Below are 19,516 nucleotides of genomic sequence, written 5' to 3'. Positions count from 1 at the left end.
CCTTCATGGGTTGCCTGCCGATCCCCATCCTGTTCGTGCTCGGCGTGCTGATCGGCGATTGGCTGTGGGGCGATCGGGGAGCGTTGTGGGGAGCAGGCATCGGTTTGCTGCTTGGGCTGATCCTGTTCGTCATATTTATCGTGAAGCTGCGACAGCGGCGTTGATCTTGTCGGCCATTCCGATGCAGGCCGAAACCTGGTGGCCTTGTAGCCAGTTCCGCATCCTCGGTCCTGCTGCTCCTTCTTGTAGGAGTAGTACGCGCAGATCGTCTTGAGGATTTGGGAACAGCTCGCGTTTACGCGATAGACGTACGGTTACGCCACAACGTATCTGGGCACTGGAGACCGCACCCTGCGTTTACTCGCTCCAGTCTTCACCGGTCATTCCGGTGCAGGCCAGAGGAGGCTCACAACAGCGAAGCTGGTCAGCCAGTGACCATGGTGCTTGAACAAGCATGATCGCTGTGGACTTTGGCTTGCACCGGGATGCCGGCAGAAATCCGACCGGCAGGATTTCAGGAGATTCAGCGCAGAGTACCGCGCAGGCGTTCGATCAAGCCGGCGATGCCGCGTTCGGCCGGATTCACTGCCGCCGTGAAACCGGCCGCATCGCCATACCACGGGTCGGGAAATTCCAGCGGGGACGCCACGCCCGTCCACTCCAGGAACAACGCGGCCCGCTCCATCTGTTCCGGCGTGGCGGCAAGCTTGTGCAGGCCGCGCAGGTTGTCGCGATCCATCGCCAGCAAGAAGTCGTAGTCCGTGAAGTCGGGCGCGCGCAGCTGGCGCGCGCGGTGTCTCGACAGGTCATGGCCCGCAGCGCGCGCCGCCGCGACCATGCGCGGGTCGGCGCCCTCGCCCGCATGCCAGCCGCTGGTGCCGCAGGAGGCCACGACCACATCCAGGCCGGCCTCGGCCAGGCGCTTGCGCGCCACGACTTCCACCAAGGGCGAACGGCAGATGTTGCCCAGGCAGACGAACAGTACGCGCCGCTCGCTCACCCTTGCGTCTTCAGCCATTGCTCGGCACGCGCGAGATCGGCTTCGGTGTCGATGCCGGGTGGGAACGGTTCGGGCGTGAGGCGTACCGCGATGGCGTGGCCGTGTTCCAGCACGCGCAATTGTTCCAGCGACTCGGCCTGTTCCAGCGGCGTGCGCGCCAGCCGCGCGTACTGTGCCAGGAAACCGGCGCGGTATGCATAGATGCCGATATGGCGCAGGAACGGCACGCCCGGCGGCACCACCTCGCGGCTCCCGGCGAAGGCATCGCGCGCCCACGGCAATGGTGCGCGGCTGAAATACAGGGCGCGGCCATTCGCGCCATGCACCAGCTTCACCACGTTGGGATCGAACAATTCATGGGCGTCGGTGAGCGGCGTCGCCAACGTGGCCATCGGCGCCTCGTCCTCGGCCAGCGCACGCGCGACTTCGCGGATGCCCGCAGCCGGTGCAAACGGCTCGTCGCCTTGCAGGTTCACCACGATGGCGTCATCGGCCCAGCCGCACAGCGCGGCGCACTCGGCGAGGCGGTCGCTGCCGGAAGCGTGGTCGACGCGCGTCATGCACACCTTCACAACCTGCCCTGCCAGCGCATCGACGATGCGAGCATCGTCCGTCGCCACCACCACGTCCGCCGCTCCCGCCTGCAAGGCCCGCTGCGCCACGCGCACCACCATCGGCACGCCGGCGATTTCGCGCAGCGGTTTGGCCGGCAGACGAGTGGAACCGTAGCGGGCGGGGATGGCGACGATGAAGGGCGGGACGACGGACATGGTGGACTCGCGATCAGGTTGGCCGCGACTTTAACCGAAGTGCCGTTGCCAGCCGGAGGATGCACGGATGTCGCAAAGTCGAGCCCACATCCGGCTCCCTCTCCTGCATGGAGCGGGGCAAAGCACCGCGTGGTGAAACCCCTCCCTTGTCGGGAGAGGCGCCAAGCGTTGCATGAGGGAATCCCTCTCTCACCGAGGGAGGGTGCCGGCAAGCGGGCGAGGGTTCGGCCAGAGCACGGCACCCCACACTCTTCGCCCCACTGTCAGTCCGCGACTTCCAGTGCGAAGCCGCAGCTGTTGGCCAGGTCCATGAAGCCCGGGAACGAAGTGGCCACATGACGGCAGTCATTGATGCGCACCGGCGCCTGCGCCACCAGCCCGGCCACCGCGAAGCTCATCGCGATACGGTGATCGGTGAGGCTCTCGACCGTACCGCCGGCAAGCGTACCGCCGTGAATGGTCGCGCCATCGGGCGTCTCGTCCACCGTAATGCCCAGGGCGCGCAGGCCTGTCGCCATCGCGGCGAGGCGGTCGGATTCCTTGACGCGCAATTCGGCGGCGCCACGGATGACGGTGCGGCCTGCGGCCATCGCCGCCGCGACGAACAGCGCCGGGAATTCGTCGATCATGTCCGGCACCAGTGCTTCGGGCAGTTCGACGCCGTGCAACGGCGCGTGACGCACCACCAGATCGCCAATCGGCTCGCCGCCGCTTTCGCGCGGATTTTCGATGCGGATGTCCGCACCCATCAGGCGCAATGCTTCCAGCAGGCCGGTACGGCGCGGGTTGAGCCCCATGGCAGGCAGCTTCAGCTCGGAACCGGGCACGATGCTGGCAGCGACCAGGAAGAACGCGGCAGAGGAGAAATCCGCCGGCACGTCCACGTCCGTGGCGCGGAGCGCGTGGCCACCGGACAGCTTGGCCTGACCGGGTTCGAACGCGATCGGCCAGCCGAACGCGGCCAACATGCGCTCGGTATAGTCGCGCGTGGGATGGGGCTCGATGACTTCGGTCTCGCCTTCGGCGTACAGGCCGGCCAGCAGCAGCGCGGACTTCACCTGCGCGCTGGCCACCGGCAACTCGTAGCGGATGCCCTGCAGGCGCTGGCCGCCGCGCACGTGCAGCGGCGGCAGGCCGTCCTGTGTATCGATACGTGCGCCCATCGCGGCCAGCGGGTTGGTGACGCGACGCATGGGACGTTTCGACAGCGAGGCATCGCCGATCAGGGTGCTGTCGAAGGCTTGCCCGGCCAGCAGGCCGGCGAGCAGCCGCATGCCGGTGCCGGCGTTGCCGCAGTCCAGCGGGTCCGCGCTGGCACGCAGGCCATGCAGCCCCACACCATGCACCACGCGCTCGCCCTCGGCCGGCGTCTCGATGCGCACACCGAGCTGCTGCAGCACGGCGGCGGTGGCACGGGTGTCCTCACCCTCGAGGAAGCCGCGGATGCGCGATCGGCCTTCGGCCAGCGCACCGAACATCAGCGCGCGGTGCGAAACCGACTTGTCGCCCGGCACGCCCACGCTGCCGCGCAGTGGACCTGCGCGGCCACTGCACCAATCCATCTTCCCGCTCATGGCAACGCCACCGGATAGGAACCCAGCACGCGCAATTGCGCCACCGACTGTTCGATCTCTTTCACTGCTGCCTGCAAGGCTTCGTCCTGGATGTGGCCGGAGACGTCGATGAAGAAGGCGTACTGCCATTTGCCCGAATGCGCGGGGCGCGACTCGATGCGATTGAGGCTTACCCCGTGTGCGGCGAACGGGCTAAGTACGTGGTACAGCGCGCCCGGCTGGTCGTTCACCGTGATCAGCAGCGAAGTACGGTCGTTGCCCGACGGTGGGAACAGCGAACGGCCGATGACGAGAAAGCGCGTGGTGTTGTCCGCCCGATCCTCGATACCGGTGGCCAGCGTCTTGAGGCCATACACCTTGCCGGCCGTCTCGCCGGCGATGGCACCGGCGTCATCGGCATGGCGCGCCAACCGCGCGGCCTCGGCATTGCTGCTCACCGCCTCGCAGGTCACGTGCGGCAGGTTCATGCGCAACCAGGTCTTGCACTGCTGCAGCGACTGCGCATGCGCATAGACGCGCTTGATGGATTCCAGACCGGCCGCCATCGAATGCAGGCACTGGTGCACGCGCAGCTCCACTTCGCCGCAGATGCGCGCGTCGGAAGTGAGGAACATGTCCAGCGTCACCTGGATCATGCCCTGCCCCGAGTTTTCCACCGGCACCACCCCGAAGTCCGCATGCCCGGCTGCGACCTCCTGGAACACTTCCTCGATGCTGCCCAGCGGCAATCCGTAGGCGGCATGGCCGAAGTGCTTGCGCACCGCCTGCTCGCTGAAGGTGCCCTCGGGACCGAGGTAACCGATCTTCAGGGGGTCTTCCTGCGCGAGGCAGGAGGACATGATCTCGCGGAACAGCCGCACCATCTCCGCATCCGACAGCGGCCCCTTGTTGCGGTCCACCACCATGCGCAGCACGTGCGCCTCGCGCTCGGGCCGGTAATAGTCGATGGCGGAAAGGCCTTCGCCTTTCACCCGCGCCACTTCCTGCGCCCAGTTGGCGCGCTCGGAGATCAACTCCTGGATCTGTCTGTCGATGCTGTCGATGCGCTCGCGCACGTCGGTCAGCGAGGTCTTGCTTTCGGTCATGATGGATAGCTGGATGGATGTCTGGACGGATGGAAGGCCAAATGCATGATGCCTGAAAGGCTCAACCGTGTCGCGCCGCGAAGTCGCGCATGAATGCAGTCAGCGCATCCACCGCCTCCGTCGGCACCGCGTTGTAGAGCGAGGCGCGCATGCCGCCCAGCGCCTTGTGCCCCTTCAGCGCGAACAGGCCGGCCGCCTCGGACTCGGCTAGGAACAGGGCATCGAGCGCGCCGTCATGCAGGGTGAACGGCACATTCATGCGCGAGCGGGCAGCGGGATCGATCGCGTTGCGGTAGTAGCCGCTCGAGCCGTCTATAGCGGCATACAGGCGTTCGGCCTTGATGCGATTGCGCTTCCCCATCGCGGCGAGCCCGCCCTGTTCCTTCAGCCACTGAAAGGTCAGACCCGCGAGATACCAGCCCCAGGTATTCGGCGTGTTGAGCATGGAATCGTTCGCCGCATGCTCCGCATAGCGGAAGATCTTCGCCATCGGCCGCGTCGTGCGCGCCAGCAAGTCGCGGCGCACGATCATCAGCACCAGACCGGAGGGACCGATGTTCTTCTGCGCACCGGCGTAGACCAGGCCGAAGCGGCGCACGTCCAGCGGCGCGGAGAGAATGTCGGAGGACATGTCCGCCACCAGCGGCACGTCGCCGGTGCTAGGCACCTCGTGGAATTCCACGCCGTGGATGGTTTCGTTCGGCGTGTAGTGCACGTAGGCGGCGCGCGGATCGAGTTTCCACTCCATGCGCGGCGGCAGGCTGCGGTAGCCCTCGCCCTTGCTGCTGGCAGCCACGTTCACGCGTACGTAGGACGCAGCTTCGTTCGCAGCCTTCTCGCCCCAGTGGCCGTTGACGATGTAGTCGGCGCTGTCGCCCTCGCCTGCCAGGTTCATCGGGATCTGCGCGAAATGCTGGGTCGCGCCGCCTTGCAGGAACAGCACGGCGTAGTCGTCCGGGATCGCGGCCAGTTCGCGCAGGTCGGCTTCCGCCTGCGCCGCCATCGCGATGAAACGCTTGCCGCGATGCGACTGCTCCATCACCGACATGCCGCTGCCGTTCCAGTCCAGCAGTTCGCGCTGCGCACGCTCAAGCACTTCGCGCGGCAGTGCCGCCGGACCCGCACTGAAATTCCACACCTGGCTCACCGATTGCTCCACGTGATTGCGTTCGTCGCATTATGGCGCGGCGCAGCATGGAGCCGTCAATGAGATCTTTAGTCAAGAAGTACGGTCAAGCGTGGCCGCTCAAAATCTCGCAATCAGAAACGATCGCAAGACATGCAGCACTCGAGGCTGGGACGGCCCCTTGGCTGATCCTCACGGCCCTGGCCAATCGCAAGTTTCAGAAACGCATCCACAACACCAGCGCGATACCCAGCGCCAGTACGGCGGCCGTGACGATCAGCCACCAGACCTCCCCCCGCGGGCCGGCGACGTCTTCGGGTAGCGCCGATGTCACCGGCTCGGACGGCGTGACCTCGGGTTCCGCCTCCATCCCCGGCGCATCGAGCACGAAGCGATGGGGCCCCAGGCTGATCTGGTCGCCTGGCCGCAAGGCCAGGCGTTGCACCGTCGCACCGTTCACGCGCAGCGGATAAGTCGCCGAGGCCTGCACTACTTCAAGTACCAGGTGATCATCCTGCCAGTTCAACTTGAGGCTGGCTGTCTCACCCTGCGGCAGTTCCAGCGGGCAGCGGCCATAAGGCCCGAGCTCGAGGCCATCGCCGATGGAAAACACGCGTCCCGACAAGGCGCCGGCCAACGCACGCAACGCTGCGGTGCAGTGCGCCTGCAGCGGCGCCATCACGGTTTCACGCTGCTCTGGCGCAACATCGTCGCGCAGCAGCATGCGGCAATCGCCCACGCTCAGCATGTCGCCGGGACGCAACAAGGCGCGCTCACGCACCGGCCGCGCGTTCACGTAGACACGTGTTGCCGAGGGCAGTACCGCAAGCACCCAGCCACGCTGGTCCTGCTCGATGCGCAGATGCCGCGGCGCAGCCTGCCCGGCCGACAAGACCAGGTCGTTGTCCGCCGCACTGCCTATCCGCAATTGGGGTGCCGTCCACGGAAAATCCTCGCGGGCGGAATGGAGAAACTCGATGCGCATTGCCGTACTAATCCGTGGATCGCAGCACTCTAGCATGCGGTTCCTGAGTGCTTGCTCACGTTTCAACATGCCCGATGCATGGCATGGCTTATGATGCCTGCCCGCCTTTGGAGCCCACGCATGCCCAGCATCGACATCCAGCGCCCCCACAACCTGCCGCTGCCGGAAGCGCGGGCTGTGGTCGACAAGGTCGCCGCGCGCATGCATGAGAAGTTCGATATTGCGGGCCGCTGGGAGGGCGACGTCTTGCATTTCTCCCGCCCAGGCGTGAACGGCCAGATTGCGGTCGGCAGCGATACGATCCGCGTGCGCGCCGAGCTGAGCCTGCTGCTGTCTCCGCTGAAGGGCATGGTCGAACAGGAGATCCGGCGCAAGCTGGACGAGCATTTCGCCTGACCGACCCGGCGATTCTTGGCGACACCATCCGTGGCGCCATTCGGGCCATCGCTGACGCGCTATCGGATATCCCCCAGGCAATATTTTGACCGGACGCCCTGCCGTGGCATAATCGCCGGCTTGTGCGGCCGCTATGGCCGCTCTCCGACCCGGAACACATGGCCAAAGACGACGTCATCGAAATGGAAGGCACGGTTCTCGAAACCCTGCCCAACACCATGTTCCGTGTGCAGCTGGAGAACGGGCACGTTGTTATCGCCCATATCTCCGGCCGCATGCGCAAGCATTACATCCGCATCCTCACGGGCGACAAGGTCAAGATCGAAATGACCCCGTACGACCTGAGCAAGGGGCGGATTACCTACCGCATGAAATAAGACGATTGCCGGCATCGGCACGAAAAGGCCGCGCAGTGCGCGGCCTTTTGTGTGCCTGAAGCCCGCGATTACTCGACAACGGCCGGCAGCCGCTCCGCCGCCTCGCAATCCACCGACAGCTCGCCGTCCTGCACGCCCAGCGTGACCTTGCCGCCGCCGGCCAGCTTGCCGAACAGCAGTTCGTCGGCCAAGGCACGCTTCACCTTCTCCTGGATCACCCGCGCCATCGGGCGGGCGCCCATCTGCGCGTCGAAGCCGTGCTCAGCCAGCCAGCGGCGCGCCTCGGCGTCCACATCCAGGCTGACATGCTTGTCGGCCAACTGCGCTTCCAGCTCGATCAGGAACTTGTCCACCACGCGCAGGATGTGCTCGAAGTCCAGCGAATTGAACTGGATGATCGCGTCGAGGCGGTTGCGGAATTCCGGCGTGAAGGCACGACGGATCACCTCCATCGAGTCGGTGCGATGGCTCTGCTCCACGAAGCCGATGCTGCGTCGTGCCGCCTGCGCCGCGCCTGCATTGGTGGTCATCACCAGGATCACGTTCTTGAAATTCGCCTCGCGCCCATTGGTGTCGGTGAGCACGCCGCGATCCATTACCTGCAGCAGGATGTTGTAGACGTCAGGGTGTGCCTTCTCGATCTCGTCCAGCAACAGCACCGCGTGCGGATGCTTGGTCACCGCCTCGGTGAGCAGGCCGCCCTGGTCGAAGCCCACGTAACCCGGGGGAGCACCGACCAGGCGCGACACCGAGTGCGCCTCCATGTACTCGGACATGTCGAAGCGAATCATTTCGATGCCGAGCTGCATGGCGAGCTGGCGGGTGACCTCGGTCTTGCCCACGCCGGTAGGCCCGGCGAGCAGGAAGGAACCGATCGGCTTGGCCGGATCGGCCAGGCCGGAGCGCGCCATCTTGATCGAGGCGGCCAGCGCCTCGATTGCCGCATCCTGCCCGAACACCACCATCTTGAGGTTGCGCTCCAGGTTCTTCAGCACATCGCGGTCGGAAGCCGACACCTGCTTGGCGGGGATGCGCGCCATCTTGGCGATGATGTACTCCACCTCGGGCACGTCGATCTTGCCGGTACGCTGTGCCTCGGGCAGCAGGCGCTGGCGGGCGCCGGCCTCGTCGATCACGTCGATGGCCTTGTCCGGCAGCAGGCGGTCGGGGATGTGCTTCACCGACAGGTCCACCGCCGCCTTCAGCGACTCGTTGGTGTAGATGACGTTGTGGTGTTCCTCGAAGCGCGAGCGCAGGCCCTTGAGGATCTCGATGCTGTCGGCCACCGTAGGCTCGACCACGTCGATCTTCTGGAAGCGGCGGGCCAGCGCGCGGTCCTTCTCGAACACGCCGCGGTATTCCTGGAACGTGGTCGAGCCGATGCAGCGCAGCTCGCCAGAGGCGAGCAGCGGCTTGATCAGGTTGCTGGCATCCATGGTGCCGCCCGAGGCGGAGCCGGCGCCGATGATGGTGTGGATCTCGTCGATGAAGAGGATCGCGCCCGGTTGCTTCTTGAGCTGGGCGATCACCGACTTCAGGCGCTTCTCGAAATCGCCGCGGTACTTGGTGCCAGCCACCAGCGCGCCCAGATCGAGCGACCAGATGGTGGCGTTTTCCAGCACCTCTGGCACGTCGGCGTCCACGATGCGCTTGGCCAGGCCTTCGGCCAGCGCCGTCTTGCCCACGCCGGCGTCACCCACGTAGAGCGGATTGTTCTTGCGGCGGCGGCAGAGCACCTGGATGGTGCGCTCGATTTCATCGGCGCGGCCGATCAGCGGATCGATCTTGCCTTCCAGTGCGCGCTCGTTGAGATTGCTGGCGAACTCGGCAAGCGGATTGCCCTTGGCTTCGCCGCTTTCCTCGCTTTCACGCTCGCTGCCGCCGGACGTGCCTGCCGCCGGCTCCTCGCCCACCTTGGCGATGCCGTGGGAGATGTAATTGACCACGTCGAGCCGGGCGATCTCCTGCTGGTGCAGGAAGTACACGGCATGGGAGTCCTTCTCGCCGAAGATCGCCACCAGCACATTGGCACCGGTGACCTCCTTCCGGCCCGAGGACTGCACGTGATAGACCGCGCGCTGCAGCACGCGCTGGAAACCCAGCGTCGGCTGGGTGTCGCGCTCGTCGCCGTGCGGCAGCACCGGCACGGTCTCGGCAATGATCTTCTCGAGCTCGCGGGTGAGTCGCGCCAGGTCCACGCCGCAGGCACGCAACGCCCCCAGCGCGGACTGGTTGGCGGTGAGTGCGAGCAGCAGGTGTTCCACGGTCATGTATTCGTGGCGCTGCTCGCGGGCCTGCTTGTAGCACTGACCGATGGTGACTTCGAGATCCTTGCTGAACATCCGGACCGTCTCCGTTGCAATGGCGGGGCGGCAAAGCCGCGATGGCTACAAAATGGGGCCTGCCTGGCTTATTTCCATAGTGCCGCCAAGGCGGTCACTGGAGTTTTTCCATGGTGCAGAGCAGAGGGTGCTGATGGGATCGTGAATATTCGTTGACCTGGGTGACCTTGGTCTCGGCCACCTCGCGGGTGAACACGCCGCACACGCCCTTGCCACGGGTATGCACGTGCAGCATCACCTGCACGGCATGCTCCTGGTCAAGGCTGAAGAAGCTGCGCAGCACCTCGACCACGAAATCCATCGGTGTGAAGTCGTCGTTGAGCAGCACTACCTGGAACAATGGCGGCCGCGCCACCTCGGGCTTCGCGGTCTTGAGCGCCAGGCCGTGGCTGCTTTCGTGATCGTTGTCGGGTTCGTGGGCCATGGATGACTGTGTTCGTGGAACGGTTGCGAGTATACCGCCGCGCCACCTGCCGGCCTCGCGACGACCGCAGCGGGATATAAGAGCCTGTCCACGATCTTCAAGTGCCCTGCGTTGCCATCGGATGGTCGTCAGGGGTAGTGCATGGCGCAGCGCTTGCGTGGCTGGCAAGCCATGCGCTGCCGCATGGCGGCCACCCGATGGCAACCCGCGGGGCCGGGTCTGTTTGCCCGCACCCCTGCGCCATCCCTCAGTCGTGGACCGACATCCACTCCTTCGTTCCTCCTTGGCCTGCGGGCAAACAGACCCCGGCGCGGGCGCTTGAAGATCGTGGCCAGGCTCTGATGGCACAATGTCGCCTTTTCCAGTCCCCGCATGCCATGCCTTCCGCTTCCGCCATCGACGCCATCTGGCGCCCGCACGTCACCGTGGCCTGCGTGGTGAGCGATGGCGCGCGCTACCTGATGGTCGAGGAAGAAGTGAATGGCAGGCTGGCGTACAACCAGCCTGCCGGCCACCTTGAAGACCGCGAGCGACTGGTCGATGCAGCGGTGCGCGAGACATTGGAGGAAACCGGCTGGACGGTGAAACCCACCCACCTGATCGGCGTGCACCAGTGGCGCAGCACCGAACATGGCGAAGGCGTGATCCGCTTCAGTTTCGCCGCGCGCCCCGACCGCCACGATCCAGCGCGTCCGCTGGACGCGGGCATCCGCCGCGCGCTATGGCTGGACCGCGCCGAAATCGCCGCGTTGGGCGGACAGCTGCGCAGCCCGCTGGTGCTGGCGAGCATCGACGCATGGCTGGCCGGCGCCCGCTTCCCGCTGGACGTGCTGCACGCCTGGCCGCACGGCGCCACGCCATGAAGGTGATGCTGGGCGTTTCCGGCGGCGTCGATTCCTCGGTGGCGGCGTTGCTGCTGCAACAGGCCGGCCATGAGGTCGAAGGCCTGTTCATGCAGAACTGGGAGGAAGACGATCGCTCGGGCCCCTGCACCGCCGATGCCGACCGCAAGGACGCCGTGGCCGTGTGCGGCCGGCTCGGCATTCCCTTCCATACGCGCAATTTCGCCGCCGAATACTGGGACGGCGTGTTCGAGCACTTCCTCAGCGAATACCGCGCCGGCCGCACGCCCAACCCCGACGTGCTGTGCAACCGCGAGATCAAGTTCAAGACCTTCCTGGACGAGGCTCACGCACTTGGCGCGGAGAAGATCGCCACCGGCCACTACGCTCGCGTGAGCAGCACGGACGGCGAATACCGCCTGCTGCGCGCGGCAGACGCGACCAAGGACCAAACCTATTTCCTGCACGCGCTGGGTCAGGCGCAACTCGCCGCCACGCTGTTCCCGGTGGGCGAAATCGAGAAAGCGCGCGTGCGTGGAATGGCGCTCGCCGCCAATCTTCCCACCCACGCGAAGAAGGATTCCACCGGCATCTGCTTCATCGGCGAGCGCGACTTCCGCAGCTTCCTCGCGCAATACATCCCGGCACGGACCGGCGAGATGCGCACGCCCGAGGGCGAGTTGGTCGGCGAACACCAGGGCGCGATGTACTACACGCTGGGCCAGCGCAACGGGCTGGGCATCGGCGGCCGCCACGGCGCCAGCGGCGAACCGTGGTACGTGGTGGGCAAGGACGTGGCGTCCAACGTGCTCTACGTGGCGCAAGGCAATGCCAACCGCTGGCTGGATTCGCACGCGCTGCGCAGCGAGGCGCCGACCTGGGTGGCTGGCCGCGCGCCGGCCGGCCATTTCCGCTGCACTGCCAAGACCCGTTACCGCCAGGCCGACCAGAGCTGCGAAGTGCACGTGCTGGAAGACAGCCTTGAAGTCCGCTTCGACACCCCGCAACGTGCAGTGACCCCCGGACAATCGGTGGTGTTCTACGACGGCGAGGCCTGCCTCGGCGGCGCGGTGATCGCCGCCACCGATGCGCCTTTCGGCGGCTTACCCAATATACGAAACGAGAATTGACGGTGCTTGACGCTTTTGCGATGAACGAGGAACGCGTGCTGGCGTTGGCAGGCCTCTACCAGGCCTGCGCACTGGTGCAGCAGCTCGCCAACCAGGGCCGCTGCGACGAGACCGCGATGGATGCCGGCATCGCCAGCGTGTTCCGCATCGATGCGCCTTCCGTGGTGGGCGTGTACGGCAACATCGCCAGCGTGCGGCTGGGCCTGCGCACCCTGGTGTCCCAACTCGACGAAAGCGGCGACGACATGAGCGTGACACGCATGGCGATGACCGTGATGCGGCTGGAGCGCAGCCTGTCCGGCCGGCCGGAGCTGCTGGACCGCCTGCAGCAGGGCATCCGTGCCGCGCAGCGACAGGCCGAGCATTTCGGCCAGAGCTCCAGCCAGGTCACCGCGCGTCTGGCCGAGCTCTACGCGTCCACCCTGTCCACCCTGCGTCCGCGTGTGATGGTCAATGGCAACCCGCAACATCTGCAGCAATCGGCCACTGTCGAGAAGGTGCGCAGCAACCTGCTCTCGGCGGTGCGCTCTGCTGTGCTGTGGCGCCAGCTCGGCGGCCGCCAGTGGCAACTGCTGCTGTTCCGCAAGCAATGCAGCATGCTGGCGCGGGGACTGCTCACAGGCTCCACGCTGGGCGGTCGCTGAAGGTTTGCCTTCTCCCTGCGGGAGAAGGGAGTCGCGCCGCGCCGGATGAGGGTGCGAACGAGGCGCGGCGGCGAACCCTGCGACAAGGCTAACTGCCGCGCTCCAACCGTACCCTCCCCCTCTTCCGCAGAGAGAGGAGCTCGACAGCCGAGACGGCAAGCGCCGTTCCGATCTGCTAGCCGAGCAGTTTCAGTCCTGGCAGCTGCTTCGCCAGGGCGCGCAGCAGCTTGGCGAAGGCGGCCAGATCGGAGCCCCACGGCGTGGCCTCGCGCCAGTACAACGCGATCTCGCGACCCGATACCTGACCTTTGATCTTCGCCAGCACGATGTCGGGCTTGGAAGCCAGCCGCTCGTGCGCCAGCACAGGGACCAACGCGTGGCCGCCGCGCAGGCTGACCAGGGCAGCCAGGCTTTCCAGGCTCACGTCCTGCACGTGGCCGTCGCCATCGGCGTGGCTCTCGGCCATCAGGATCGCGTCCGCCTTTTCCAGTTGCTCCAATGCCACGCTGCGACGGCCGGCCAACGGATGATCGGCGCGCAGCATCGCTTCCCATGGTTCGAAGAACAGCGGCTGCATCGCGATGCCGCTGGCCAGCGGCGCGAGCGGCGCCAGCACGGCATCCAGCTCGGCCTCGTGCAGGCGGCGCAGCAAGCCGCGCGGCTTGCCCTCGGAGATGCCCAGCCGCACACCAGGAAAATGCTGCGGGAAGGGTTCGATCAGATGCGGCAGCAGGTAGGGACCCAGCGAGGCCGGTACGCCAAGCCGCAGCTCGCCGCCAAAGGCCACCGCACCGGCACGTGCGGTCTGCTGCAGCAGTTCCGCCGCGGCGATCAGGGCATCGATGCGTTCCAGCAGCCGCCAGCCGCCCGCTGTAGGCACCACTTTGCGGCCGCCGCGTTCGAACAACGGGGCACCCAGCGCCTGCTCCACCTTCTGCACCTGGTGCGACAGCCCGGACGGGCTGATGTGCATGGCCCGCGCCGCGCTGTTGAAGCTGCCGTGGCGATGCACCGCCTGCACCATCATCAGGTCGCGCAGCGAGACCGCCGAAATGTGCGAAGAGATCATCCGTGCGCCCGTGGTTGCCACCATGGGCGCAGCATAAACGACGAAGCCCGGCACGCGGCCGGGCTTCGCTTGTTTCAAGCCACTTTCCCTTCGGGAGGGCGGAGACGCGTGCAGCTTATGCAGCGACGGTATCCGCGACTTCCTTGTAGTCCTGGATCTTGTCGAAGTTCATGTAGCGGTAGATCTTCTCGCCGTTGGCGTTGATGACGCCGATGTCGGCCATGTACTCGTCCCTGGTCGGGATGCGGCCGAGACGCGAGCAGATCGCGGCAAGTTCCGCCGAACCCAGGTACACGTTGGAGTTCTTGCCGAGGCGGTTGGGGAAGTTGCGGGTGGAGGTGGAGAACACCGTGGCGCCCTCGCGCACCTGCGCCTGGTTGCCCATGCACAGCGAGCAGCCCGGCATTTCCATGCGCGCGCCGGCGGTGCCGAAGGTGCCGTAGACGCCTTCGTTGGTCAGCTCGCTGGCATCCATCTTGGTCGGTGGGGCCACCCACAGCTTGGTCGGGATGTCGCGCTTGCCTTCCAGCAGCTTGGCCGCTGCCCGGAAGTGACCAATATTCGTCATGCACGAGCCGATGAACACCTCGTCGATGGTGGCGCCTGCCACGTCGCTGAGCGTCTTCACGTCGTCCGGGTCGTTCGGGCAGGCCACGATGGGCTCGTGCACGTCGGCCAGGTCGATCTCGATCACGGCGGCGTACTCGGCGTCCGCATCGCGTTCCAGCAGCTGCGGGTTGGCCAGCCATGCTTCCATCGCCTTGATGCGGCGCTCCAGGCTGCGCGGGTCCTTGTAGCCCTGGGCGATCATCACCTTCAGCAGGGTGATGTTGCTGTTGATGTATTCGATGATCGGCGCCTTGTCCAAATGCACCGTGCAACCGGCGGCGGAACGTTCGGCCGAGGCGTCGGACAGCTCGAACGCCTGCTCCACCTTGAGGTTCGGCAGACCTTCGATTTCCAGGATGCGGCCGGAGAAGATGTTCTTCTTGCCCTGCTTGGCCACGGTCAGCAGGCCCTGCTTGATCGCGTACAGCGGGATCGCGTTGACCAGGTCACGCAGGGTGACGCCCGGTTGCAGTTCGCCCTTGAAGCGCACCAGCACGGATTCCGGCATGTCCAGCGGCATCACGCCCGTGGCGGCGGCGAAGGCCACCAGGCCCGAGCCGGCCGGGAACGAGATACCGATCGGGAAACGCGTGTGGCTGTCGCCGCCGGTGCCGACGGTGTCGGGCAGCAGCATGCGGTTGAGCCAGCTATGGATCACACCGTCACCCGGGCGCAGCGAGATACCGCCACGCGTGCTGATGAATTCCGGCAGCGTGTGGTGGGTCTTCACGTCCACCGGCTTCGGGTAAGCAGCAGTGTGGCAGAACGACTGCATGACGAGGTCGGCCGAGAAGCCCAGGCAAGCCAGGTCCTTCAGCTCGTCGCGGGTCATCGGGCCGGTGGTGTCCTGCGAACCGACCGAGGTCATCTTCGGCTCGCAGTAGGTGCCCGGGCGCACGCCCTGGCCTTCCGGCAGGCCGACCGCGCGACCGACCATCTTCTGCGCCAGCGTGTAGCCCTTGCCGGTGTCGGCGGGCTGTTGCGGCAGGCGGAACAAGGTGGAGACCGGCAGGCCCAGCGCCTCGCGCGCCTTGGCGGTGAGGCCGCGACCGATGATCAGCGGAATGCGGCCGCCGGCGCGCACTTCGTCGAACAGCACATCGGACTTCACCTGGAATTCGGCGATCACTTCGCCGTTCTTCAGCGCCTTGCCGTCGTACGGACGCAGTTCGACGACGTCGCCCATCTCCATCTTGGAGACATCGAGTTCGATCGGCAGCGCGCCGGCGTCTTCCATGGTGTTGTAGAAGATCGGGGCGATCTTGCTGCCCAGGCACACGCCGCCGAAGCGCTTGTTCGGGATGAACGGGATGTCTTCGCCGGTGAACCACAGCACCGAGTTGGTGGCGGACTTGCGGCTGGAGCCGGTGCCGACCACGTCACCCACGTAGGCCACCAGATGACCCTGCTTGGTCAGGTCCTGGATGAGCTGGATGGGGCCGCGCTTGCCGTCTTCCTCCGGCTCGAACGGGGCGCCGTCGCGCTTGTTCTTCAGCATGGCCAGCGCGTGGAGCGGGATGTCCGGGCGCGTGGTGGCGTCCGGGGCCGGCGACAGGTCGTCGGTATTGGTTTCGCCCGGCACCTTGAACACGGTGACGGTCAGGCTCTGCGGCACTTCCGGCTTGCTGGTGAACCATTCGGCGTCGGCCCAGCTCTGCAGCACGGCTTTGGCGTTGGCGTTGCCCGGCGCGCTATTGGATTGGGCCTTTTCCTTGACGTCATGGAAGGCGTCAAACATCAGCAAGGTGTGCTTGAGCGCGTTGGCGGCGACGGTGCCGATCTGCGCGTCGTCGAGCAGCTCGATCAGCGGATGGATGTTGTAGCCGCCCAGCATGGTGCCGAGCAGTTCGGTGGCCTTCTCGCGCGAGATCAGCGCGCACTGCTCGGTGCCGAACGCCACAGCGGCCAGGTACGAGGCCTTGACCTTGGCCGCATCGTCCACGCCAGCCGGCACACGGTTGGTGATCAGGTCGACGAGGAACGCTTCTTCGCCAGCCGGCGGGTTCTTCAGCAGCTCGACCAGCTCGGCGGTCTGCTGGGCCGACAGCGGCAGCGGCGGGATGCCCAGCGCGGCGCGCTCGGCAGCATGTTGGCGATAGGCGGTAAGCATGTGGCTCGTCCTGTGGCGGGGATTGGCTGCTCCCCTGCATGCAGGGGAGCGAAGGGTGGCGAGGATCGCCGGTGCCGGCGCGATCAACCGCTTCTTTCAGCCGCCAATTTTGCCAGCCGGCCCGCGCCCCCAGCAACGGAAACCTGTTTCCGGCAGCATTCGAAATCGTGCAATGCCGCCTTGCGATACCGCTCACGTTCAGTGGCGTAGCATCGCGGCAGTTCCCCTCGCCAGATTCGAGCCACCGGAGTCAAGCCATGCAGGATTCATTCGCCACCCGCGACACCCTCGCCGTCAACGGCCGCCAGTACCGCATCGCCAGCCTCGCCAAGCTCGGCCAGCGCTTCGATATCAAACGCCTGCCCTACTCGATGAAGATCCTGCTGGAGAACCTGCTGCGTCACGAGGACGGCGTCAATGTGACGGCGAAGGAAATCGAGGCGGTGGCGAACTGGGATGCGAAGAAGGAGTCGGGCACCGAAATCGCCTTCATGCCCGCGCGCGTCGTGCTGCAGGACTTCACCGGCGTGCCCTGCGTGGTCGACCTGGCAGCGATGCGCGACGCGGTGGTGAAGCTGGGTGGCGATGCCAAGCAGATCAACCCGCTGGCGCCGGCGGAACTGGTCATCGACCACTCCGTACAGGTGGATGTCTTCGGTTCGGAATCCGCGCTGGAGAAGAACGTCGAGATCGAATTCCAGCGCAACCAGGAGCGCTACAGCTTCCTGCGCTGGGGCCAGAAGGCCTTCGACAACTTCAAGGTGGTGCCGCCGCGCACCGGCATCGTGCACCAGGTGAACCTGGAGCACCTGGCGCGCGTGGTGTTCACGGGCGAGGAAAACGGCGAGCCCTGGGCCTATCCGGATACCGTATTCGGCACCGACAGCCATACCACGATGATCAACGGCATCGGCGTGCTGGGCTGGGGCGTGGGCGGCATCGAGGCCGAGGCCGCGATGCTGGGCCAACCCTCTTCCATGCTGATCCCGCAGGTCGTGGGCTTCAAGCTCACCGGCAAGCTGTCCGAAGGCGTCACCGCCACCGACCTGGTGCTCACCGTCACCCAGATGCTGCGCAAGCTGGGCGTGGTGGGCAAGTTCGTGGAATTCTTCGGCGACGGCCTCAAGCACCTGGCGCTGGCCGACCGCGCCACCATCGGCAACATGGCGCCGGAATACGGTGCCACCTGCGGCATCTTCCCCATCGACCAGGAAGCGCTGAACTATCTGCACCTGTCCGGTCGCAGCGAGGAACAGATCAGGCTGGTGGAAGCCTATGCGAAGGCACAGGGCCTGTGGCACGACGAACACACGCCGCACGCCGAATTCACCACCACGCTGGAGCTGGACCTCGCCGACGTGAAGCCCTCCATGGCTGGCCCCAAGCGCCCGCAGGACCGCGTGCTACTCGGCGACGTACGCAAGAGTTTCAAGGATGCCGTCGTCGGCCTCACCAGCGCACGCAAACCGATGGCTACCACGATCGAGCGCTTCGCCGGCGAAGGCGGCGACACCGCGGTGGGCCACGAGGAGAGCGCCTTCGGCGAAGGCGAGCATGTCGAATTGAATGGCGACAAGTTCAAGCTGGGCGATGGCGCCGTGGTGATCGCCGCGATCACCTCCTGCACCAACACCTCCAATCCCGCGGTGATGCTGGGCGCCGGCCTGGTGGCGAAGAAGGCCGCAGCGAAGGGCCTGAAGGCCAAGCCATGGGTGAAGACCTCGATCGGGCCGGGCTCGCTGGTGGTCTCCGACTACCTCGAAAAAACCGGTCTGCTGAAGGAGCTCGAAAAGATCGGCTTCTACATCGTCGGCTACGGCTGCACCACCTGCATCGGCAATTCCGGTCCGTTGCCGGTCGAGATCAGCAAGGGCATCGCCGATGGCGACCTTGCCGTGGCCTCGGTGCTCTCCGGCAACCGCAACTTCGAGGGTCGCGTGCATCCGGAAGTGAAGATGAACTACCTGGCTTCGCCGCCGCTGGTCGTCGCCTACGCGCTGGCCGGCACGCTGGACATCGACCTCACCAGGGATCCGATCGGAACCGGCACCGATGGCCAGCCGGTCTACCTCAAGGACATCTGGCCGACCGACAAGGAAATCTCCGACACCATTGCCGGCGCGATCAATCCGGCCATGTTCGAGAAGAACTATGCCGACGTGTTCAAGGGCGACAGCCGCTGGAACCACATCGCCTCGCCGGACGGCTCCGTCTACCAGTGGGGGGATTCGACCTACATCAAGAACCCGCCCTATTTCGACGGCATGACCATGGAGACGGGCAAGATCGAGGACATCCACGGTGCGCGCGTGCTCGGCCTGTTCGGCGACTCGATCACCACGGACCACATCTCGCCAGCCGGTTCGATCAAGAAAGACAGCCCGGCAGGCCGCTTCCTGATGTCCAGGGGCGTGGAGCCGAAGGACTTCAACTCCTATGGCTCGCGTCGCGGCAACGACGACGTGATGGTGCGCGGCACCTTCGCCAACATCCGCATCAAGAACCTGATGCTGGACGGTGTCGAAGGCGGCTACACCCTGCACGTTCCCAGCGGCGAACAGATGGCCATCTACGATGCGGCGATGAAGTACAAGACCGAAGGTACGCCGTTGGTCGTGCTCGCCGGCAAGGAATACGGCACCGGTTCCTCGCGCGACTGGGCGGCCAAGGGCACCCTGCTGCTGGGCGTGAAGGCGGTGATCGCCGAGAGCTTCGAGCGCATCCACCGTTCCAACCTGGTGGGCATGGGCGTGTTGCCGCTGCAGTTCGAAGACGGCCAGAACGCGCAGTCGCTGGGCCTGACCGGCAGGGAGACCTTCGACATCGCCGGACTGCAGGACGGTGGGTCGAAGACCGCGGAGGTCACCGCCACAGGCACCGACGGCAAGAAGAAGCAGTTCAGCGTGAAGGTGCTGCTGCTCACGCCGAAGGAGCGCGAATTCTTCCGCCACGGCGGCATCCTGCAATACGTGTTGCGCCAGCTGGCGAGAAGGAAAGCCGCCTGAGTGCAGCCGCGACACCCTTGAATCGCGG

The 19,516-nt window shown here is 65.9% G+C and carries 17 protein-coding genes; 7 read left to right on the top strand and 10 right to left on the bottom strand.

The window, feature by feature from the left end; all coding sequences use genetic code 11:
* The first annotated feature begins 5 nt into the window (after positions 1–5).
* A complete protein-coding gene (locus IHE49_RS04515) occupies positions 6–164 on the top strand; it encodes a hypothetical protein (RefSeq protein ID WP_192155246.1) in 159 nt (52 codons plus the stop codon).
* A 359-nt stretch (positions 165–523) separates the two neighbouring features.
* Here IHE49_RS04515 and IHE49_RS04510 read toward each other — a convergent pair whose 3' ends face one another.
* The 6 genes from IHE49_RS04510 to IHE49_RS04485 form a co-directional block, all read right to left on the bottom strand.
* Positions 524–1,018 carry a low molecular weight protein-tyrosine-phosphatase gene (locus IHE49_RS04510; protein WP_225578130.1) on the bottom strand — a complete coding sequence of 165 codons (495 nt, stop codon included), beginning with the start codon at positions 1,016–1,018 and terminating at the stop codon, positions 524–526.
* Entirely contained in the window at positions 997–1,770 is a 774-nt protein-coding gene (gene kdsB / locus IHE49_RS04505; protein ID WP_192155244.1) for a 3-deoxy-manno-octulosonate cytidylyltransferase, read from the bottom strand. The genes IHE49_RS04510 and kdsB overlap by 22 nt, the downstream gene beginning before the upstream one ends.
* A gap of 263 nt (positions 1,771–2,033) precedes the next feature.
* Positions 2,034–3,344: a 3-phosphoshikimate 1-carboxyvinyltransferase gene (gene aroA / locus IHE49_RS04500; protein WP_192155242.1), complete on the bottom strand. Its 1,311-nt coding sequence runs from the start codon at positions 3,342–3,344 to the stop codon at positions 2,034–2,036.
* Positions 3,341–4,429 carry a prephenate dehydratase gene (gene pheA / locus IHE49_RS04495; RefSeq protein ID WP_192155240.1) on the bottom strand — a complete coding sequence of 363 codons (1,089 nt, stop codon included), beginning with the start codon at positions 4,427–4,429 and terminating at the stop codon, positions 3,341–3,343. Before pheA ends, aroA begins: the two co-directional genes overlap by 4 nt.
* Before the next feature lie 61 nt (positions 4,430–4,490).
* Positions 4,491–5,576 (bottom strand): 3-phosphoserine/phosphohydroxythreonine transaminase, encoded by a 1,086-nt coding sequence (gene serC / locus IHE49_RS04490; RefSeq protein WP_192155238.1) that lies wholly within the window; start codon positions 5,574–5,576, stop codon positions 4,491–4,493.
* Positions 5,577–5,772: 196 nt separating this feature from the next.
* Positions 5,773–6,540 carry an FHA domain-containing protein gene (locus IHE49_RS04485; RefSeq protein WP_192155236.1) on the bottom strand — a complete coding sequence of 256 codons (768 nt, stop codon included), beginning with the start codon at positions 6,538–6,540 and terminating at the stop codon, positions 5,773–5,775.
* Between the two features lie 120 nt (positions 6,541–6,660).
* Here IHE49_RS04485 and IHE49_RS04480 point away from each other — a divergent pair, with 120 nt between their 5' ends.
* Both IHE49_RS04480 and infA read left to right on the top strand, forming a co-directional pair.
* Positions 6,661–6,936 carry a polyhydroxyalkanoic acid system family protein gene (locus IHE49_RS04480; RefSeq protein WP_192155234.1) on the top strand — a complete coding sequence of 92 codons (276 nt, stop codon included), beginning with the start codon at positions 6,661–6,663 and terminating at the stop codon, positions 6,934–6,936.
* 158 nt (positions 6,937–7,094) lie between these two features.
* Positions 7,095–7,313, top strand: coding sequence for a translation initiation factor IF-1 (gene infA / locus IHE49_RS04475; RefSeq protein WP_077485337.1), 219 nt, complete (start codon positions 7,095–7,097; stop codon positions 7,311–7,313).
* Between the two features lie 68 nt (positions 7,314–7,381).
* Here infA and clpA read toward each other — a convergent pair whose 3' ends face one another.
* Complete coding sequence (clpA, locus tag IHE49_RS04470) at positions 7,382–9,655, bottom strand: ATP-dependent Clp protease ATP-binding subunit ClpA (RefSeq protein ID WP_192155232.1); 2,274 nt, start codon at positions 9,653–9,655, stop codon at positions 7,382–7,384.
* 94 nt (positions 9,656–9,749) lie between these two features.
* A complete protein-coding gene (clpS, locus tag IHE49_RS04465; RefSeq protein ID WP_192155230.1) occupies positions 9,750–10,079 on the bottom strand; it encodes an ATP-dependent Clp protease adapter ClpS in 330 nt (109 codons plus the stop codon).
* Positions 10,080–10,456: 377 nt separating this feature from the next.
* Here clpS and IHE49_RS04460 point away from each other — a divergent pair, with 377 nt between their 5' ends.
* From IHE49_RS04460 to hflD, 3 genes are read left to right on the top strand one after another with little or no spacing between them, the layout of a single operon-like run.
* Positions 10,457–10,942 carry an NUDIX hydrolase gene (locus tag IHE49_RS04460; RefSeq protein WP_192155228.1) on the top strand — a complete coding sequence of 162 codons (486 nt, stop codon included), beginning with the start codon at positions 10,457–10,459 and terminating at the stop codon, positions 10,940–10,942.
* Positions 10,939–12,051 (top strand): tRNA 2-thiouridine(34) synthase MnmA, encoded by a 1,113-nt coding sequence (mnmA, locus tag IHE49_RS04455; protein WP_192155227.1) that lies wholly within the window; start codon positions 10,939–10,941, stop codon positions 12,049–12,051. The genes IHE49_RS04460 and mnmA overlap by 4 nt, the downstream gene beginning before the upstream one ends.
* A gap of 20 nt (positions 12,052–12,071) precedes the next feature.
* On the top strand, positions 12,072–12,695 hold the full coding sequence (gene hflD / locus IHE49_RS04450; protein ID WP_192155462.1) for a high frequency lysogenization protein HflD: 624 nt from the start codon (positions 12,072–12,074) through the stop codon (positions 12,693–12,695).
* Between the two features lie 175 nt (positions 12,696–12,870).
* On the opposite strand, the gene IHE49_RS04445 is transcribed toward hflD, so the two are convergent.
* Together IHE49_RS04445 and acnB are read right to left on the bottom strand one after the other, a co-directional pair.
* Complete coding sequence (locus tag IHE49_RS04445) at positions 12,871–13,764, bottom strand: LysR family transcriptional regulator (RefSeq protein WP_192155461.1); 894 nt, start codon at positions 13,762–13,764, stop codon at positions 12,871–12,873.
* A 115-nt stretch (positions 13,765–13,879) separates the two neighbouring features.
* Positions 13,880–16,483 (bottom strand): bifunctional aconitate hydratase 2/2-methylisocitrate dehydratase, encoded by a 2,604-nt coding sequence (gene acnB, locus IHE49_RS04440; protein WP_192155225.1) that lies wholly within the window; start codon positions 16,481–16,483, stop codon positions 13,880–13,882.
* 257 nt (positions 16,484–16,740) lie between these two features.
* Between acnB and acnA the strand changes: the two genes are divergently transcribed.
* Positions 16,741–19,488 (top strand): aconitate hydratase AcnA, encoded by a 2,748-nt coding sequence (acnA, locus tag IHE49_RS04435; RefSeq protein ID WP_192155223.1) that lies wholly within the window; start codon positions 16,741–16,743, stop codon positions 19,486–19,488.
* The last annotated feature ends 28 nt before the right edge of the window (positions 19,489–19,516 follow it).

Origin of the sequence: Rhodanobacter sp. 7MK24 (assembly GCF_014842995.1) — a bacterium.
Taxonomy (GTDB): domain Bacteria; phylum Pseudomonadota; class Gammaproteobacteria; order Xanthomonadales; family Rhodanobacteraceae; genus Rhodanobacter_A.
Note: the sequence above shows the minus strand (reverse complement) of the source record. Positions and strands in the feature narration are given on the sequence as shown.

Coding starts and splice junctions, on each gene's coding strand:
- IHE49_RS04515 (WP_192155246.1), top strand. CDS start 6: ATGGGTTGCCTGCCGATCCCCATCCTGTTCGTGCTCGGCGTGCTGATC.
- IHE49_RS04510 (WP_225578130.1), bottom strand. CDS start 1,018: ATGGCTGAAGACGCAAGGGTGAGCGAGCGGCGCGTACTGTTCGTCTGC.
- kdsB (WP_192155244.1), bottom strand. CDS start 1,770: ATGTCCGTCGTCCCGCCCTTCATCGTCGCCATCCCCGCCCGCTACGGT.
- aroA (WP_192155242.1), bottom strand. CDS start 3,344: ATGAGCGGGAAGATGGATTGGTGCAGTGGCCGCGCAGGTCCACTGCGC.
- pheA (WP_192155240.1), bottom strand. CDS start 4,429: ATGACCGAAAGCAAGACCTCGCTGACCGACGTGCGCGAGCGCATCGAC.
- IHE49_RS04485 (WP_192155236.1), bottom strand. CDS start 6,540: ATGCGCATCGAGTTTCTCCATTCCGCCCGCGAGGATTTTCCGTGGACG.
- IHE49_RS04480 (WP_192155234.1), top strand. CDS start 6,661: ATGCCCAGCATCGACATCCAGCGCCCCCACAACCTGCCGCTGCCGGAA.
- infA (WP_077485337.1), top strand. CDS start 7,095: ATGGCCAAAGACGACGTCATCGAAATGGAAGGCACGGTTCTCGAAACC.
- clpA (WP_192155232.1), bottom strand. CDS start 9,655: ATGTTCAGCAAGGATCTCGAAGTCACCATCGGTCAGTGCTACAAGCAG.
- clpS (WP_192155230.1), bottom strand. CDS start 10,079: ATGGCCCACGAACCCGACAACGATCACGAAAGCAGCCACGGCCTGGCG.
- IHE49_RS04460 (WP_192155228.1), top strand. CDS start 10,457: ATGCCTTCCGCTTCCGCCATCGACGCCATCTGGCGCCCGCACGTCACC.
- mnmA (WP_192155227.1), top strand. CDS start 10,939: ATGAAGGTGATGCTGGGCGTTTCCGGCGGCGTCGATTCCTCGGTGGCG.
- hflD (WP_192155462.1), top strand. CDS start 12,072: ATGAACGAGGAACGCGTGCTGGCGTTGGCAGGCCTCTACCAGGCCTGC.
- IHE49_RS04445 (WP_192155461.1), bottom strand. CDS start 13,764: ATGATCTCTTCGCACATTTCGGCGGTCTCGCTGCGCGACCTGATGATG.
- acnB (WP_192155225.1), bottom strand. CDS start 16,483: ATGCTTACCGCCTATCGCCAACATGCTGCCGAGCGCGCCGCGCTGGGC.
- acnA (WP_192155223.1), top strand. CDS start 16,741: ATGCAGGATTCATTCGCCACCCGCGACACCCTCGCCGTCAACGGCCGC.